Here is a 16,166-nt window from a genome sequence, read left to right as displayed (position 1 = left end):
CGCGGTACGGGTCGCCAGTGCCGCGACGAGCTCCGCGTGCAGCCCCAGCAGACCGATAATCACTCCTCGGTAGCGGGGGTGGTCCCGGCTGCGCTGCCAGAACGCCCAGACATCCGCGGTCCTGGCCTCGATTGCGGCGTCGTCGAGGGTGTCCACCTCGTCGAGCGGAATGTCGTAGATCTCGAAGGGATCGCTGTGCTCGGCCCCGCCCCGGCTGTGCACGACGGCGAGGACCCGGCGACGGTAGTCGTTGGAGTCGAAGGACCGCATCGCCGCGCCCCTCAGATCCATCCGCTCGGCGCACCACCCGGGCCGCCGCGCTCCCAGCGGGCCCGGGCCACCTGTTCCCGCTCGCGGGCGACGTCGGCCTGGCTCAACGCGGCCGAGGTCTCCACCCGTACCGTGAGCGGCCGGTCGACGAGACCCTCATGCGTCGCCGTCACCTCCAGGATCCCATCGAAACCCATCCGGAAAATGATCTCAATCTGGGAGTCGGCCGGGAAACCGGGCGGGATACCCGTGATCTCGGCCTCGGCAATGACCTTGTTGTCCTCGATACGCGCCGATTCGACACCACCGGCCTGTTCGACGACGTAGACGGTGACGGCGTCCTGGTCGTTGCGCACCGTCCCGAACGCGCGCCGGACGGCGATCGGAAGCCGGTCGTTGCGGTGCACCAGGAAGACTGCCCCCTGTTCACCGAACCGGTTCAACGCCAACACCCCGAAACCACGCGAGACAACGTTGACGACCTGTACCTCGACGGTGCGGCGCACCCGCTGGGCGGGCAGGCCGAGGACGCTCGCGAGCCGCCGGCACGCCGCGTCCAGGTCCGCTGGGGCGGCGGTGTCCACGGCAGCCCCGTCAACCAGCTGACCGCGGGTCACCAGGTCGGCGGCCACCAGGCGTTCCAGCGCCTTCTTCTCCCCGTAGATCGCGGCCCCGCGGGCCACGGCGAGGTCGGGATCGGTCAACTCGACGGGCACGGCGAACTCGGCGGCGAGGCGCCTGGCCACGGCCGGCATCCGCGCCGCGCCGCCGACGAGCAGGATCCGGTCGACCCCCCGCACCCCCCGCACCCCTCGGGCCCGCGCGGCGTCGACCGCGACCCGGGTAAGGGTGATCGTCCGGTCAAGCAGACCGGCGGTGAGCCGTTCGAGTTCGTCGCGGGTCAGCGTGACCTCGGTGGACAACCCGGCGTGCTCGACCAGGACCGTCATCGATGCGACGTCGGTCAGCTCCCGGCGGGCCCGTTCGGCGGCGAGCGCGAGCGCCTGGGCGGTCTCGCCGTCGTCGAGCGGGTCCCGGGCGCCGGGATGGGCCGCGAGGAACCGGTCGCAGAGGAAGAGCACCACCTTCTCGTCCCAGTCGGCACCGCCCAGCTGATGGTCACCGTCGATCGCCACCACCGACACCCGCCGGTCGGCGAGCTCGACCACGGTGACGTCAAACGTACCGCCGCCCAGGTCGTAGACGAGCGCGACCTCCTCCGCCGCGACCACCGAGCATACGCCGTGCACCGATCTCGAAGCGGGCAAAGCCGTAGGACAGCGCCGCCGCGGTCGGCTCGTTGATGACGCCGACGACATTCAGCCCCGCGTACTCGCCGGCAAGCACCGTCGCGCGGCGCTCCTCGTCCCCGAAGTAGGCCGGAACGGTGATCACGACGTCCTCGACGGGCTCGCCGGTGGTGAGCGCGGCGTCGGAGACCAGCGCCTTGAGGATCAGACCGCTGACGGCCGGCGCCGACCAGGCCGCGCCGCGGGTCACGAAGCGCCAGTCCCCGTCCCCCATCCGCCGCTTGACCAGGGAGCACACGTCGTCGGGGCGCGCCCGGGCCAGCCGCCGCGCGGTCTCCCCGGTGATGTAGTCGTCGGCCCCCACGAACAGCACCACGCTCGGCAGCGTCCGCGCGTCGTCGGGCAACGGCACGATCTGCGGCTCGCCGGAACCGGACACCCGGGCCAGGCAGCTGAACGTCGCACCAAGATCGATACCGAAGATGCTACGGGTACCCGCCGGGAAACGACGGTTAACGTGTCCGACCGCACCCGGAAACCTATCTTTCGCGGCCCGTGGTGACAGCAGACACCTGCCCCGAAGTGCCCGCGGCGCTAGTCCAGGTCGAGCAGCGACTCCAGACCGACCGTGAGTCCCGGTCGCTCGCCGACCTTCCGCACGCTCAGCAGCACCCCCGGCATGAACGAGGTGCGGTCGTAGGAATCATGTCGCAGGGTGAGGGTCTCCCCCGCGCCCCCGAGCAGGACCTCCTGATGCGCGACGAGCCCGGCGAGGCGGACGGCATGCACCGGCACGCCGTCGACCCGGGCGCCGCGGGCACCGTCGAGGGCGGCGGTCGTCGCGTCCGGGCCGGCCACCGGCAACCCGGCGGTGGTACGCGCCGCGGCGACCAGCTCCGCGGTACGCCGGGCGGTGCCGCTTGGCGCGTCGGCCTTGCCGGGATGGTGCAACTCGACGATCTCCACCGAGTCGAAGAACCGGGCGGCCCGGGCAGCAAACGTCATCATCAGCACGGCGGCTACCCCGAAGTTCGGCGCGACGAGCACCCCGACCCCCGGTGCCGCGGCCAGCCAGCCACGCAGGGTCGCGAGCCGCGGCTCGTCGAAGCCGGTGGTGCCGACGACGACGTGCTTGCCGGCCTGGACACACCAGCGGAGATTGTCCATCACCGCGTCCGGGGTGGTGAAGTCGACGACGACGTCAGCCGCGGCGAGCGCACCACGGTCATCGCCGACGCCGAGGGCCGCGACCAGCGCCAGGTCGGCGGCGGCTTCGACGGCAGCACACACCGTCGACCCCATCCGTCCCCGTGCACCGAGCACCCCCACTGCTATCCCTGTTGCCGGTATCCCGGTTGCCGGGACAGCACCGGCTACCGGGCGGGAGTCGGGGTCGGACATTCAGTGAACCTCGAACCTCTCGGGAGGAGAGCCGCTAACGGGCGACGGCGGCGCTGAAGTCGTGGTCGTCGAAGGGTCCGATAACGCCCAGGGCCCAGGACTGGTCCAGCAGCTCCCGCGCGATCGTGGTGACGTCGTCGAGGGTGACCGCGCCCACCCGGGCTATGATCTCGTCGACCGGCAGGACCTCACCGTGGACGAGCTCGCTCTTGCCGAGGCGGCTCATCCGGGATCCGGTGTCCTCCAGGCCGAGAATCATCGAGCCGCGGTTCTGCCCACGGGCCCGGTCGAGTTCCTCGGCACTGATCCCGTGCTCGGCGATCTGGCGTACCTGCTCACGGGCGAGCTCGAGGACCATATCGGCACGCTTGGGGGCGCATCCGGCATAGACGCCGAACAGGCCCGCGTCGGCGAAGTGGGAGGCGAACGAACCCACCGAGTACGCCAGCCCCCGCTTCTCCCGGATCTCCTGGAACAGCCGCGAGCTCATCCCACCGCCTAGCGCCGTCGACAGCACGCCGAGCGTGTAACGGCGCGGATCGTGCCGGGACAGTCCCCTAGTGCCGAGCACGAGATGCGCCTGCTCGGTCGGCCGGTCGGTCACGACGATGCCGGGCGGCTGCGGGTAGTCGTACGATCCGCCACGTACCTCGAACGGCTCGGCGCTCACTGTCAGACGGTCGGCGAACGCCTCGGCTACCAGCGCCAGCGCCCGGTCGTGCGCCAGGTTGCCGGCGATGGAGACCACCATCGCCGGCGGGATGTACCGGGAGCGGTAGTAGTCCGCGATGGTCTCCCGGCCCAGCCCCTCGATCGACTCGGTCGTCCCGAGCACCGGGCGGCCGAGCACCGACGACCCGAGCATCGCCTCCGCGAACACGTCATGGACGAGGTCACCCGGGTCGTCCTCGTACATGGCGATCTCCTCCAGGATCACGCCACGCTCGGCCTCGACGTCGTCGGCCGTCACCAGCGAGTTGGTGACCATGTCGGCGATGACGTCGACGGCCATCGCGAGATCGGAGTCGAGCACCCGCGCGTAGTAGCAGGTGTACTCCTTGCCGGTGAAGGCGTTGATGTCCCCGCCGACCGCCTCGACCGACGCGCTGATGGTCAACGCGTCCCGGCTGGGCGTGCCCTTGAACAGCAGGTGCTCCAGGTAGTGGGAGCATCCGGCGGTCACCGGCGTCTCGTCGCGCGAGCCCACCCCGACCCAGACGCCGATCGCGACCGAGCGCACCCCGGGGACCCGCTCGGTGATGACCCGCAGACCGCCGGGGAGCACGGTGCGGCGCACCGCGCCGTCCAGCAACGATTCGCCACCGACCCCGCCAGCGAGCAGGTGCGCGGCCCGGGAGCCGGGAACCGGCTTGTTCCGCGGCGCGCCGGCGGTCCCCGCGGAGCAGGTCAGGTCGGGCGTGGGAGTGTCGGACACGACGGGCCGTCAGGAGGCGGCGACCGCCGCGTCGGCGGCTTCGGCGGCTTCGGCGCTCGGGGACAGGCTGATCTTCCCGCGGCTGTCGATCTCGGTGATCTCGACCTGGAGCTTCTGACCCACCGTCAGGACGTCCTCCACCTTCTCCACCCGCTTACCGCCGGAGAGTGTCTTGAGCTTGCTGACGTGGAGCAGGCCGTCCCGGCCCGGGGTGAGCGAGACGAAGGCCCCGAAATTGGTGATCTTCACAATCGTCCCCAGATAACGCTCGCCGACCTCGGGCATCTGCGGGTTGGCGATCGCGTTGATCGCCGACCGGGCGGACTCCGCCGACGGACCGTCCACCGCGCCGATGTAGATCGTCCCGTCGTCCTCGACGGTGATCTCGGCACCGCTGTCCGCCTGGATCTGGTTGATCATCTTACCCTTGGGTCCGATGACCTCCCCGATCTTGTCCACCGGGATCTTGACGGAGATGACCCGCGGGGCGTGAGCGGACATCTCGTCCGGGCTGCCGATGGCCTCGGCCATCACGTCAAGGATCGCGAGCCGCGCCCCGCGCGCCTGCTGGAGCGCCGCGGCGAGGACCGAGGCCGGGATGCCGTCGAGCTTGGTGTCGAGCTGGAGCGCGGTGACGAAGTCCCGGGTGCCGGCGATCTTGAAGTCCATGTCCCCGTAGGCGTCCTCGGCCCCGAGGATGTCGGTCAGGGTGACGTAGGAGTCGTCGGCGTGGATGAGGCCCATCGCGATCCCGGCGACCGGCGCCTTAAGCGGTACCCCGGCGTTGAGCAGAGACAGGGTGCTCGCGCACACCGAGCCCATGCTCGTCGACCCGTTCGAACCCAGCGCCTCGGATACCTGCCGGATCGCGTAGGGGAACTCCTCGCGGCTGGGCAGCACCGGGAGCAGGGCCCGCTCGGCGAGTGCCCCGTGGCCGATCTCTCGGCGCTTCGGCGAACCGACGCGGCCGGTCTCGCCGGTGGAGTACGGCGGGAAGTTGTAGTTGTGCATGTACCGCTTGGTGCGGTCGGGGTTGAGCGTGTCGACCGTCTGCTCCATGCGCAGCATGGCCAGGGTCGTGACGCCGAGGATCTGCGTCTCGCCCCGCTCGAACAGCGCCGAGCCGTGTACCCGCGGGATGTAGTCGACCTCGGCTGACAGCGCGCGGATCTCGGTTGTCGAGCGACCGTCGATGCGCACGCCCTCGGTCACGATGCGGGAGCGGACGAGCTTCTTGGTCAGTGCCCGGTAGGCGGCGCCGATCTCCTTCTCCCGCCCCTCGAACTGGGAGGCCACCTTCTCGGCCGCGAGCTGGCGGGCCCGGTCGAGCTCGTTCTCGCGCTCAGCCTTGCCGGGGATGCGCAGCGCGGCGGACAGCTCGTCGCCGATTGCCGCGGACAGCGCGTCCAGCACGTCGTCGTGATGGTCGATGAAGACGGGGAACTCCCGGGCGGGCTTCGCGGCGAGCGCGGCCAGCTCGTTCTGGGCCCGGCAGAGCTCACGGATGGCGGGCTTCGCCGCCTCGAGGCCCGCGGCCACGACCTCCTCGGTGGGAGCCGGCGCGCCGTGCGCGAGCAGTTCGACCGTGCCCGGGGTCGCCTCGGCCTCCACCATTATGATCGCGACGTCCGAGCCGTCCTCGATCACCCGACCGGCCACGACCATGTCGAAGGTCGCCCGAGCGAGCTCCGCATGGGTCGGGAAGGCGATGCACTCGCCATCGACGAACCCGACCCGGGTCGCGCCGATCGGCCCGGTGAAGGGCAGGCCAGACAGCGTCGTCGACGCGCTGGCCGCGTTGATGGCGACCACATCGTAAAGGGTGTCGGGATCCAGGGCGAGCACGGTGGCCACGACCTGGATCTCGTTGCGCAGCCCCTTGGCGAACGACGGCCGCAGCGGCCGGTCGATGAGCCGGCAGGTGAGGATCGCGTCCTCGCTGGGGCGGCCCTCCCGCCGGAAGAACGAGCCGGGGATGCGCCCGGCCGCGTACATCCGCTCCTCGACATCCACCGTCAGCGGGAAGAAGTCGAGCTGTTCCTTGGGCTGCTTGCTAACCGTCGTCGCCGAGAGCACCATCGTGTCGCCCAGGTAGGCGACGGCCGAGCCAGCGGCCTGCTTGGCGAGACGCCCAGTCTCGAACCGAACCGTCCGGTCTCCGGCCGGGGTCGCGATGACCGCTTCGGCCGCATGTATCGAGTCGTCCACTCGAACCACTCCATCCTCTTCCTCGGCCGGATCCACGCGGCCGATCCTCTTCTGCGGCCGGGTCCATGCCAACGAGGATGCCGGTGCTCAGTCGAAGCCCCCGGGTCCGGTGCCCGTACCCATCCCGGCGACCACGACCGAGGACCGGCGGCTCGCACCACCATGGACCCGGCCAGGTCCTCCACACCGCCGAGCGGACGACTCCGCCGACGGCTCGACGCATTCGGTACTTACCCCCAATGCGTCAGAGGGAGCGTCCCGCCCGGGCCGCTCCCTCTTCGCGCTATCGCCGTAGCCCGAGTCGCTCGATCAGAGCGCGGTATCGGTTGATATCCGTCTTCGCCAGGTAGTTCAGCAGCCGTCGGCGACGGCCGACGAGCAGCAGCAGACCGCGGCGGCTGTGGTGATCGTGCTTATGCGCCTTGAGATGCTCGGTCAGGTCACTGATCCGACGAGTCAGCATCGCGACCTGCACCTCAGGCGAGCCCGTGTCCCGCTCGACGGTGGCGTAATCGGACATGATCTTCTGCTTGACGTCGCTCGCGAGCGGCACGCTCCACCTTCTCCTTCTGTTTCGGGACGGCGCGCGTCCGGGGTCTTCCCCACCCGGACCGATCACCGGACCTCGGCATCATCGCCGTCCGGTCCGGACACACCGCACCCGCCTGACCGGGAAGCTTATCAACCCGAGGGGAACCGCTCGGCCCCCGGCGGAGTGAGCCGAGTTCAGACGAGTTCAGACGAGCAGGGTTGCCGCGCGGGTGGCCTCCACATCGGCGGCCATCTGGGTGACGAGCTCGGCCACCGAGTCGAAGCGCAGGGTCGGACGCAGCCGATGGGTGAACTCGTAGGCCATGTACTCGCCGTAGAGATCCTCGTCAAAGTCCAGGAGGAACGCTTCGACGCGCCGGTCGCGTCCCTCGAACGTCGGATTCGTGCCGATCGAGATGGCGGCGGGCTGACGGCGGCCGGACCAGCAGGCAAAGCCCGCGTACACGCCGTCCGCCGGAACGGCGGCCCAGGGCGTCACCTGGATGTTCGCCGTAGGATAGCCGATGGTGCGGCCACGCGCGTCGCCGTGCACGACGACACCCTCGACCCGGTGCGGCCGGTCCAGCGCGGCCGCCGCGGCCGCTACGTCGCCCTCGGCCACCCGGGCACGGATCGCCGTCGAGGAAAGCACCTGCTCGCCGGAGCGGACGAGACGGACCCCGTCGACCTCGAATCCCTCCCGGGCGCCCGCCTCCGACAGCGTCGCGAGCGTCCCGGCGGCCCGGTGACCGTAGGTGAAGTTCTCCCCCACCACGACCACGCTCGCCCGCAGCCGCTCGACCAGTATCCCGTGCACGAAGTCGGCCGGGGAGACCCGGCTGAACTCCAGCGTGAACGGCTCGACGCAGAGCGCGTCCACCCCGGTTCCGGCCAACAGCTCGGCCTTGAAACGCAGCGTCGTGAGCAGGGCGGGATGGCTGCCGGGTCGCAGCACCTCACCGGGATGCGGGTCGAAGGTCAACACCAGCGAACGCTCACCGCGTTCCCGCGCCAGCCGAACCGCCCGGCCGATGATCTGCCGGTGCCCGAGGTGCACCCCGTCGAAGAAGCCAATCGTGACGACCCCGCCCCGCCACTCGACAGGCGTGTTCTCCGCCCCTCGCCACGTTCGCACGTGCGAAGCCTAGGACATTCTCGTGGGGCGCTGTCGGGCCGCCGAGCCCCGGCCGGGTGCCGCCAGACTAGACCGGGGCGAAGACGACGAGCGACCGGACCGCACGCTCAGTCTCCTCGACCAGGGCCAGCACGGTCCCGTCGGGACCGAAGACGCCGTACGTGCCCGGCCGTCCTACCGGGGGCAACCGCCGGCCATGGGACACGTCCGCCGCCGCCTCCGCCGTCACGTCGCGGCGCGGGAAGCCGGCCGCGACCGCGTCGGTCAGCGACGTGACCGCCCGCGGCCCCAGCTCGGCGAACGTGTCGAGAGTCACTGCGCCCGCCAGGTCGAAGGGACCAACGGCGGTGCGCCGCAGGGCGGTCAGATGCGCCCCGCAGTCCAACGCCGCCCCGAGATCACGGGCGAGCGCCCGCACGTACGTTCCGCTGGAGCAACCGACCGTGACCTCCAGATCGGTTCCGGCCGGGTCCACCGCCCCATCGCCCGCGGCCCGCCGCGCCAGCAGGTCGAAGCGGTGGACCGTCACCCGGCGTGGGGCGAGATCGACCACCTCGCCGGCCCGGACCCTGGCGTACGCGCGTACCCCGCCCACCTTGACCGCGCTCACGCTGGCGGGAACCTGGTCGAGCACCCCGGTGAGGGCGGCCATGGCCCGGGTGAGCCGGTCGGCGTCGACGTCCACCGGACGGTCCTCGACCGGCGCGCCCTCGGCGTCGTCGGTCGTGGTAGTCCGGCCGAGCCGGATCGTGGCGTCGTACGCCTTGCCGGTGAGGGCGAGATGCCCGAGCAGGCGGGTTCCCCGGCCGGCTCCCAGCACCAGCACACCCGTCGCCATCGGATCGAGGGTGCCCGCGTGGCCGATCCGGCGCTGCCCGAGAATGCGCCACGCCCTGGCAACGACGTCGTGCGACGTCCAGCCGGCCGGCTTGTCCACGACGACGAGCCCGTCGACCTGTGGCCCGGGACCGGTCCCGGATCCCCGGCGGGATGCGGCTCCCCCCGGCCGCGCGGGTCCCCGGGTGGATCCCCCCCGGGTGCTCACCGCGGGCTCCGGGCCGCGTTCCCCGGGCCTCCCAGGCGCGGAGCCTGCGCCAGCGCGTCCCGGAGCACGCCCATCAGCTCGTCGAGCGTCGTCCCGCGGGAGAATCCGGCGGCGAAGCGATGGCCGCCACCACCGAGAGCCGTACAGACCGCGCCGACGTCGACGTCCCCCTTGGAACGGGCCGAGACCTTCCAGACGTCACCATCCTGCTTGCAGACAAGGGCGACCTCGGCCTCCGACACGGTGCGCACCGTGTCGATGAGCCCCTCGATCTCGTCGTACTCCAGTCCCGCGGCGCGCAGATCGGCCTGGCTGCACCAGGACCAGACGAGGTCGTACTCGGGCTCCAGCCGGACGCGGTCGAGAACCTCCCTGAGTAGCTTGAGATAGCCGAAGCGGTGGGTGTCCCACAGGGCACGGCTGATCAGGTCGGGACGGATGCCCGTGGCCAGCAGCCGGGCGGCCAGTTGGTGCACCGCCGGTGTCGTCGCGGCGAAACGGAACGATCCCGTGTCGGTCACCAGACCGGTGTAGATCGCTGTCGCGATGTCCCGGTCGAGCCGCACGCCCAGGGCATCGATGAGGTCGACGACCATGGCGCTGGTCGAGGCCGCCTCGGGGTCGACCAGGTTGAGATCGCCGAACCGGGTGTTGGAGGCATGGTGGTCGACGACCAGGACCCGGCGACCGGCCGTGGTGTTGGCGAGCCTGCCCAGCCGGGACCGGCTGCCGGCATCCAGGGTCACCACGAGACCCGGCCGGCCGGTGACGGCCTCGGGAGCCACCAACAGATCCTGACCGGCGAGGAAGCGAAGCACCCGGGGAACGACGAAGGGATCGGCGTCGAAGGATACCCGCGGTCTTCCGCCCAGCGACCGCAGCGCGAGCCCCAGCGCCAACGCCGATCCGAGACTGTCCCCGTCGGGGTTCACGTGGGCGATCAGCAGAATGTCGTCACCGGCGTCGATCGCGCCGGTCAGTGCGGTCACCGCGGCCTGGAAATCACCGGTCGGACCGGCACCGCCCGGGCAGGAGCGGCTGACCGGCGCCGCCGACGGGTCCACGAGATCGGTCGCATCGCTCATCGTCAGTTCCCATCGCCGCTGTCTCGTGCCTGTCACCGCGGTGTCCCGGGCCCGTACCCGTCATCCCTCCTGCCGGGCCGTCCCGCCATACTCGCCCACCTCATCCAGCTCGCCCAGCTCATCGGGCTCATCCGGCTCGTCGGTGGCGGAGCGCGGCCGGCGGTAGGGATCGTCGTCGCCCGCCGGGCGAGCATCCCGACGGACCTCGGCCAGATACGCGTCGCGTTCCCGGGCAACGCTGATCAGCTTCTCCAGATGCTGGGCGTCGTCGGGAAGCCGGTCATGAACGAAGGTGAGCGTCGGGGTCACCTTCACCCCCGTGGCCCGGCCGACCTGGCTGCGCAGCAGCCCCCGAGCGGATTCGAGCGCCTGGGCCGACGCCTGCCGCGCCGTCTCATCGCCGTAGACGGTGTAGAAGACCGTCGCGTCGACCAGATCCGGCGTCAGCCGCACCTCCGTGACGGTCACCATGCCGAGTCGAGGATCCTTGACGCCACGCTCCAGCATGGACGCCACGACCTCGCGGATACGCACGGCCAGCCGCCGTGCCCGGGCCGGATCAGCCACCGTCCACCTCCTCGTTCGCCGGTCCCGTCGGCGGCACGCTCACCGCGGCAGATGCACCGGGTGTGTGCGGTTCGCCGGGTGCATGCGGTTCGTCGTCCGCGTCGTCCGCCGAGAAGTAGCGCGCCCGCGCGGCGAGCACCTCGACGTCCGGTCGCTGGGCCACCAGCTGCTCGCAGGAACAGAGGACCTCAACGCAGTGCGCCCGGTCCGCGGCGACGACCGCCATCCCGATCTCGGCTCGCCGGTACAGATCATGATGGCCGGTCTCGGCCACGCTGAGGGCGAAACGGCGACGCAGCTCCGCCACGATCGGCCGCACCACCGACCGTTTCTCCTTCAACGAGTGCACGTCACCGAGCAGCAGATCAAGGTTGAGGGTTCCGATCCACATGGTCGTCTCCCGCCGCCGGGCACACACCGCCGGTGACGATCGAGCAGGCAGCTCGATCGTCACCGGTCGCGGGCGTGCTCAGGCGCGGGGAACCTCCCGTTGCTCGAACGTCTCGATCACGTCATCGATCTTGATGTCGTTGAACGACCCGAGACCGATACCGCACTCGTAGCCCTCGCGGACCTCCGTCGCGTCGTCCTTGAAACGCTTGAGCGACTCGACCGTGAGGTTGTCGGCCACGACGACGCCGTCGCGGATGAGCCTGGCCTTGGTGTTCCGCCGGATGACGCCGGAACGGACCAGACAGCCGGCCACGTTGCCGATCCGCGGCACGCGGAAGACCTCGCGAACCTCGGCGGTACCGAGCTGCGCTTCCTCGTAGACGGGCTTGAGCATGCCCTTCAGGGCGTTCTCGATGTCCTCGATGGCCTGGTAGATCACCGAGTAGTAGCGGACCTCGACGCCCTCACGGTCGGCCAACTCCGTCGCCTTGCCCTGCGGCCGGACGTTGAAGCCGATGATGACCGCGTCGGAAGCCGACGCCAGCATCACGTTGGTCTCAGTGATCGCACCGACCCCACGGTCGATGATCCGCAGACCGACCTCGTCGCCGATATCGATCTTGAGTAGGGCGTCCTCGAGCGCCTCGACCGAACCGGACACATCGCCCTTGAGGATGAGGTTGAGCTGGGTCTTCTCGCCCTCCTTCATCCGCTCGAGGATCGTCTCCAATGTCGGACGGCCTCGGCTCAGCGCCAGCTCCGCGTTACGCTCGCGGGCCTGACGACGTTCGGCGATCTGACGGGCCACTCGGTCCTCGGGCACCACCAGGAAGTTGTCACCGGCGTCGGGAACGCTGGTGAACCCCAGGACCTGGACGGGCCGGGCCGGGCCCGCCTCGACCACCTGACCACCGTGTTCGTCGAGCATCGCCCGAACCCGACCGAACGCCTCGCCGGCGACGACCGAGTCACCGACCCTCAGCGTGCCGCGCTGGACCAGCACGGTCGCCACCGGACCCCGGCCCCGGTCAAGCCGGCCTTCGATGGCGACACCCTGCGCCTCGACCTCGGTCGGAGCCCGTAGGTCCAGGGAGGCGTCGGCGGTCAGGACGATCGCCTCGAGCAGGCCGTCGATGTTCGTCCGGTTGCGGGCGGAGACGTCGACGAACATCGTGTCGCCGCCGTACTCCTCCGCCACCAGGCCGTACTCGGTGAGCTGGCCCCGTACCTTGGCCGGGTCGGCGCCCTCCTTGTCGACCTTGTTGACCGCCACCACGACCGGGACGCCGGCCGCCTGGGCGTGGTTCAGCGCCTCGATGGTCTGCGGCTTCACCCCGTCGTCGGCGGCCACGACCAGGACCACGATGTCCGTCACCTGCGCACCGCGGGCCCGCATGGCGGTGAAGGTCTCGTGGCCCGGAGTGTCGATGAAGGTGATCGGACGCTCGTCGCCGTCGACCTTGGCCCGCACCTGGTAGGCACCGATGTGCTGGGTGATACCACCGGCCTCGCCCCCGACCACGTCGGTGGAGCGGATGGCGTCCAGCAGTTTCGTCTTACCATGATCGACGTGACCCATGACGGTCACGACCGGCGGCCGGGAGCTGAGCTCGACGTCGTCGCCGTACTCCCCGCCGAAGGAGAGGTCGAAGCTCTCGAGGAGCTCCTTGTCCTCGTCCTCCGGACTGACGATCTGGACCTCGTAACCGAGCGTGACGCCCAACAGCTGCAGCGTCTCGTCGGTGCAGGACTGGGTCGCGGTGACCATCTCGCCGAGCTGGGTGAACACGACCTGGACCAGAGCGCCCGGGTTCGCATCGATCTTGTCGGCGAAATCGGCCAGTGAGGCGCCACGCGGAAGCCGGATGGCCTGCCCGTTGCCGCGGGGCACCATCGCGCCCATGCGCGGCGCTTCGAGCCCGCTCTCCCATTCCTGCCGCTTCGCGCGCTTGGACTTGCGCTGGCGACCGGGGCGACCACGGCCACCGGGGCCGAAAGCGCCCGCCGTGGTCCCACCGCGGCCACGGCCGCCGGCCGCGGGACGACCGGGCGCACCGCCACCGCCGCCGCTGCCACCGGGACGACCGGGCGCGCCACCCCGCCCGGCGAATCCGCCGGGACGCGGACCGCCGCCACCGGGACGACCAGGAGCGCCCCCACCTCCCGGGCGCCCGGGAGGGCCACCGGCGGGTCGAGGCTGGAACATGTTCGCGTTGGGGCGCGGCCCCCCGGTGCCACCTGGGCGGGGCGGCATGCCACCCTCCGCTCCGGACCGTGGGCCACCGGGGCGTGGCGGCATCCCGCCGGGAGTGGGCCGTGGACCACCGGCGCCGGCGCCACCGGGTCGCGGTCCACCCGGCCGGGGGGTGCCTGGCCTGGGGGTGCCCGGCCCCGGGGCGCTGGGCCGGGGAGTGGACGCCGACGGCGGACCCGACTGACCGGCCGACGGGCGCGGCCCAGCGGACGGGCGCGGCCCAGCGGATGGACGGGGCCCGGCGGACGGCGTCGTGTAGGGGTTGTTACCGGGCGCAGCCGGCCGGGGTCCGGGGCGCGGGCCAGGCCGGGGGCCGCCGGGGGTGGGACCGCCAGCGGTGGGACCCGAGGGAGGAACCGGGGTGCCGGGACGCGGGCGGCCACCGCCCTGCGGTGCACCGGGACGCGGAACGCTCGGCCCGGGTCGCGGCCCGGAAGGGGCGGACGGCGCGGACGGCAGCGGCGGCGCGGGTACGGCGGAGGCCGCGGCCGGACGGGGAGCGGCGGGTGCAGACGTCGGCGAGGCCTCCACCGGGGAAGCCTGCACCGACGAGGCCGGTACCGGCGGGGACGCGGGCGACGGCGCCGGGGTCACTGGACCAGGCCGGCCGGCGGGACCAGGCCGCCCGGGAACCGGACGCGGACCGGGCCGCGGCGCCAGACCAGGACGGGGCGGCGAGGTCGGACGGGCACCGCTGCCCGGCGGTCCCGGACGGCCGGTGGTCCGGCCCGGGGAGGTGGGTGCGCCGTCGGCGGGGAACGCTTCCTTCAACTTGCGGACGACGGGTGCCTCGACAGTGGACGAAGCGGACTTCACGAACTCACCGAGATCCTTGAGCTTGGCGAGCACGGTCTTACTGTCGACACCAAGCTCCTTGGCGAGCTCGTGTACGCGGGCCTTTCCTGCCACGGTGCTCCTTCGTTCGGCCCGCGGTCCGTGCCCGCGTGACCTCGCTACCTGCTGGTCGTGATCATGGCTGGGTGCTCATTGAGCGGTCATCGCTGTCTCGACCTGACTTCCCTGTCGACGTCTGTTGGCGCCGCCTGTGGGAGGGGGTGCCGCTGGCGCGGGTACCCACTCCGTCTGACCCGGCCGGCCCGCTGCCGCGGTCCGCCCGTTCCATCCATCCATCTTTACCTGGTATCTCCTGTGCCTGATATCTCCCTGTGCCTGGCGCGACTACGGCGGACCGGCCCCGGAGGGACCGGCTACCGCGGGCAAAGCCGCTCCAGATACAGCCTGACCTGCTTCGATCCGAGCGGGCCCGACACCCGCAATGCTCGTGGGAACGCCTTGCGACGCTCCGCGAGATCGAGGCATGCAAGATCGGGATGCACGTACGCACCCCGACCGCGCATCCGACGACGAGCATCCGGCAGAAGCTCGCCGCCTTCTACAACGATACGCAGTAGGTCAGAACTCGGCGCACGGCTTCGACATCCGACACAGGTACGAACGGGCTCCGCACGACGCGCCATCGCAAGTCTATCCCGCTCGGCCCCGAGAATGGCCACCCGCGGCAGGCGATCGCCACGGTACCGCAGCTGGTCCCGATCGTCGAGGCGCACCAGCGGAGCCCCGTTCGGATCCGCTCCCACCGCCCTCGCCGGAGTCCTCGGTGTCAGAGTGGATGTCGATGCGCCACCCCGTCAGCCGGGCGGCGAGCCGGGCGTTCTGCCCCTCGCGACCGATGGCCAACGACAGCTGGTAATCGGGCACCACCACCCGCGCCGAGCGGCTCGCCGGGTCCGTCACCTCGACCCGGGCCACCCGGGCCGGGGACAGCGCGCTCCCGACAAAGGTTGCCGGGTCGGCCGACCAGTCGACGATGTCGATCTTCTCGCCCCGCAGCTCGGCCATGACGGCACGCACCCGGCTGCCCATCGGCCCGATGCACGCGCCCTTGGGGTTGACCCCGGCCACCCGGGACCGCACCGCTATCTTGCTGCGATGCCCAGCCTCGCGGGCGATCGCGGCGAGTTCCACGGTGCCGTCGGCGACCTCGGGCACCTCCAGCCGGAACAGCCCCTTCACCAGCTCGGGATGGGTGCGGGACAACGTCACCGTGGGTCCGTGCTGCCCCCGCGCGACGTGCACCACATAACACTTGATCCGGTCACCGTGCTCGAGCCGCTCGCCGGGAACCTGCTCGGCCGGCGGCAGGACACCCTCGACGGTGCCGAGATTGACGAGCACGACCCTGGAGCCGGCCCGCTGTTCGTGATGTTGCACCACACCGGAGACGATCTCGTGCTCCCGGTCAGCGTACTGGCCGTAGGTGACCTCCTGCTGGGCCTCGCGCAGCCGCTGCATGATCACCTGTTTAGCGGTCATAGTCGCGATCCGCCCGAAGTCCGCCGGGGTGTCGTCGTACTCCCGGCTGGTGCCGTCCGGACCCCGTTCCCGGGCGAGGACGGAGACATCTCCGGTCGTCCGGTCGATCACCACCCGGGCGTCCTGCGCGGACCCGGCCGTGTGGTGATAGGCCGTCAGCAGTGCCGTCTCCATCGCCTGCACCAAGGTGTCAAAGGCAATGTCCTTCTCCTGCTCGATTCCGCGCAGCGCGGCCACGTCGAGCTTCACCGGGTCATC

The 16,166-nt window shown here is 71.1% G+C and carries 12 protein-coding genes and 2 pseudogenes; all 14 read right to left on the bottom strand.

All coding sequences use genetic code 11. From position 1 onward, the window contains the following. Positions 1-270 (bottom strand): annotated as a pseudogene (locus AC08OJ_RS00435) (hypothetical protein); the annotation flags it as partial. Positions 271-281: 11 nt separating this feature from the next. Beyond that, positions 282-2,004, bottom strand: a pseudogene (locus tag AC08OJ_RS00430) (Hsp70 family protein). A 110-nt stretch (positions 2,005-2,114) separates the two neighbouring features. Next, positions 2,115-2,849, bottom strand: a complete 735-nt coding sequence (dapB, locus tag AC08OJ_RS00425) for a 4-hydroxy-tetrahydrodipicolinate reductase (protein WP_476593262.1) — start codon at positions 2,847-2,849, stop codon at positions 2,115-2,117. Between the two features lie 106 nt (positions 2,850-2,955). Continuing rightward, positions 2,956-4,356: a M16 family metallopeptidase gene (locus AC08OJ_RS00420; RefSeq protein WP_476593255.1), complete on the bottom strand. Its 1,401-nt coding sequence runs from the start codon at positions 4,354-4,356 to the stop codon at positions 2,956-2,958. A 9-nt stretch (positions 4,357-4,365) separates the two neighbouring features. After that, positions 4,366-6,564 carry a polyribonucleotide nucleotidyltransferase gene (locus AC08OJ_RS00415; protein ID WP_476593263.1) on the bottom strand — a complete coding sequence of 733 codons (2,199 nt, stop codon included), beginning with the start codon at positions 6,562-6,564 and terminating at the stop codon, positions 4,366-4,368. 283 nt (positions 6,565-6,847) lie between these two features. Further along, the gene (rpsO, locus tag AC08OJ_RS00410; RefSeq protein ID WP_462202578.1) at positions 6,848-7,117 is read right to left on the bottom strand and encodes a 30S ribosomal protein S15; all 270 of its coding nucleotides are present in this window, start codon (positions 7,115-7,117) and stop codon (positions 6,848-6,850) included. A gap of 183 nt (positions 7,118-7,300) precedes the next feature. Then, entirely contained in the window at positions 7,301-8,230 is a 930-nt protein-coding gene (locus AC08OJ_RS00405) for a bifunctional riboflavin kinase/FAD synthetase (RefSeq protein ID WP_476594812.1), read from the bottom strand. A 67-nt stretch (positions 8,231-8,297) separates the two neighbouring features. Further along, a complete protein-coding gene (truB, locus tag AC08OJ_RS00400; RefSeq protein WP_476593257.1) occupies positions 8,298-9,275 on the bottom strand; it encodes a tRNA pseudouridine(55) synthase TruB in 978 nt (325 codons plus the stop codon). Then, entirely contained in the window at positions 9,272-10,360 is a 1,089-nt protein-coding gene (locus tag AC08OJ_RS00395) for a DHH family phosphoesterase (RefSeq protein ID WP_476593258.1), read from the bottom strand. The genes truB and AC08OJ_RS00395 overlap by 4 nt, the downstream gene beginning before the upstream one ends. Positions 10,361-10,420: 60 nt before the next feature. Further along, a complete protein-coding gene (gene rbfA / locus AC08OJ_RS00390) occupies positions 10,421-10,927 on the bottom strand; it encodes a 30S ribosome-binding factor RbfA (RefSeq protein WP_476593259.1) in 507 nt (168 codons plus the stop codon). Continuing rightward, positions 10,920-11,318, bottom strand: coding sequence for a DUF503 domain-containing protein (locus AC08OJ_RS00385; protein ID WP_476593260.1), 399 nt, complete (start codon positions 11,316-11,318; stop codon positions 10,920-10,922). The genes rbfA and AC08OJ_RS00385 overlap by 8 nt, the downstream gene beginning before the upstream one ends. Positions 11,319-11,396: 78 nt before the next feature. Further along, entirely contained in the window at positions 11,397-14,483 is a 3,087-nt protein-coding gene (infB, locus tag AC08OJ_RS00380; protein ID WP_476594811.1) for a translation initiation factor IF-2, read from the bottom strand. 299 nt (positions 14,484-14,782) lie between these two features. Next, entirely contained in the window at positions 14,783-15,052 is a 270-nt protein-coding gene (locus AC08OJ_RS00375) for a YlxR family protein (protein ID WP_462185773.1), read from the bottom strand. 7 nt (positions 15,053-15,059) lie between these two features. Beyond that, positions 15,060-16,157: a transcription termination factor NusA gene (nusA, locus tag AC08OJ_RS00370; RefSeq protein ID WP_476594810.1), complete on the bottom strand. Its 1,098-nt coding sequence runs from the start codon at positions 16,155-16,157 to the stop codon at positions 15,060-15,062. Positions 16,158-16,166: the final 9 nt, after the last annotated feature.

Source organism: Frankia sp. CgKIO3, assembly GCF_977946435.1.
Note: the sequence above shows the minus strand (reverse complement) of the source record. Positions and strands in the feature narration are given on the sequence as shown.

What these genes read in the sequence shown, in the direction of transcription:
- AC08OJ_RS00395 (WP_476593258.1), bottom strand. Translation starts at nt 10,360, where the DNA reads ATGAGCGATGCGACCGATCTCGTGGACCCGTCGGCGGCGCCGGTCAGC.
- AC08OJ_RS00385 (WP_476593260.1), bottom strand. Translation starts at nt 11,318, where the DNA reads ATGTGGATCGGAACCCTCAACCTTGATCTGCTGCTCGGTGACGTGCAC.
- AC08OJ_RS00375 (WP_462185773.1), bottom strand. Translation starts at nt 15,052, where the DNA reads ATGGCGCGTCGTGCGGAGCCCGTTCGTACCTGTGTCGGATGTCGAAGC.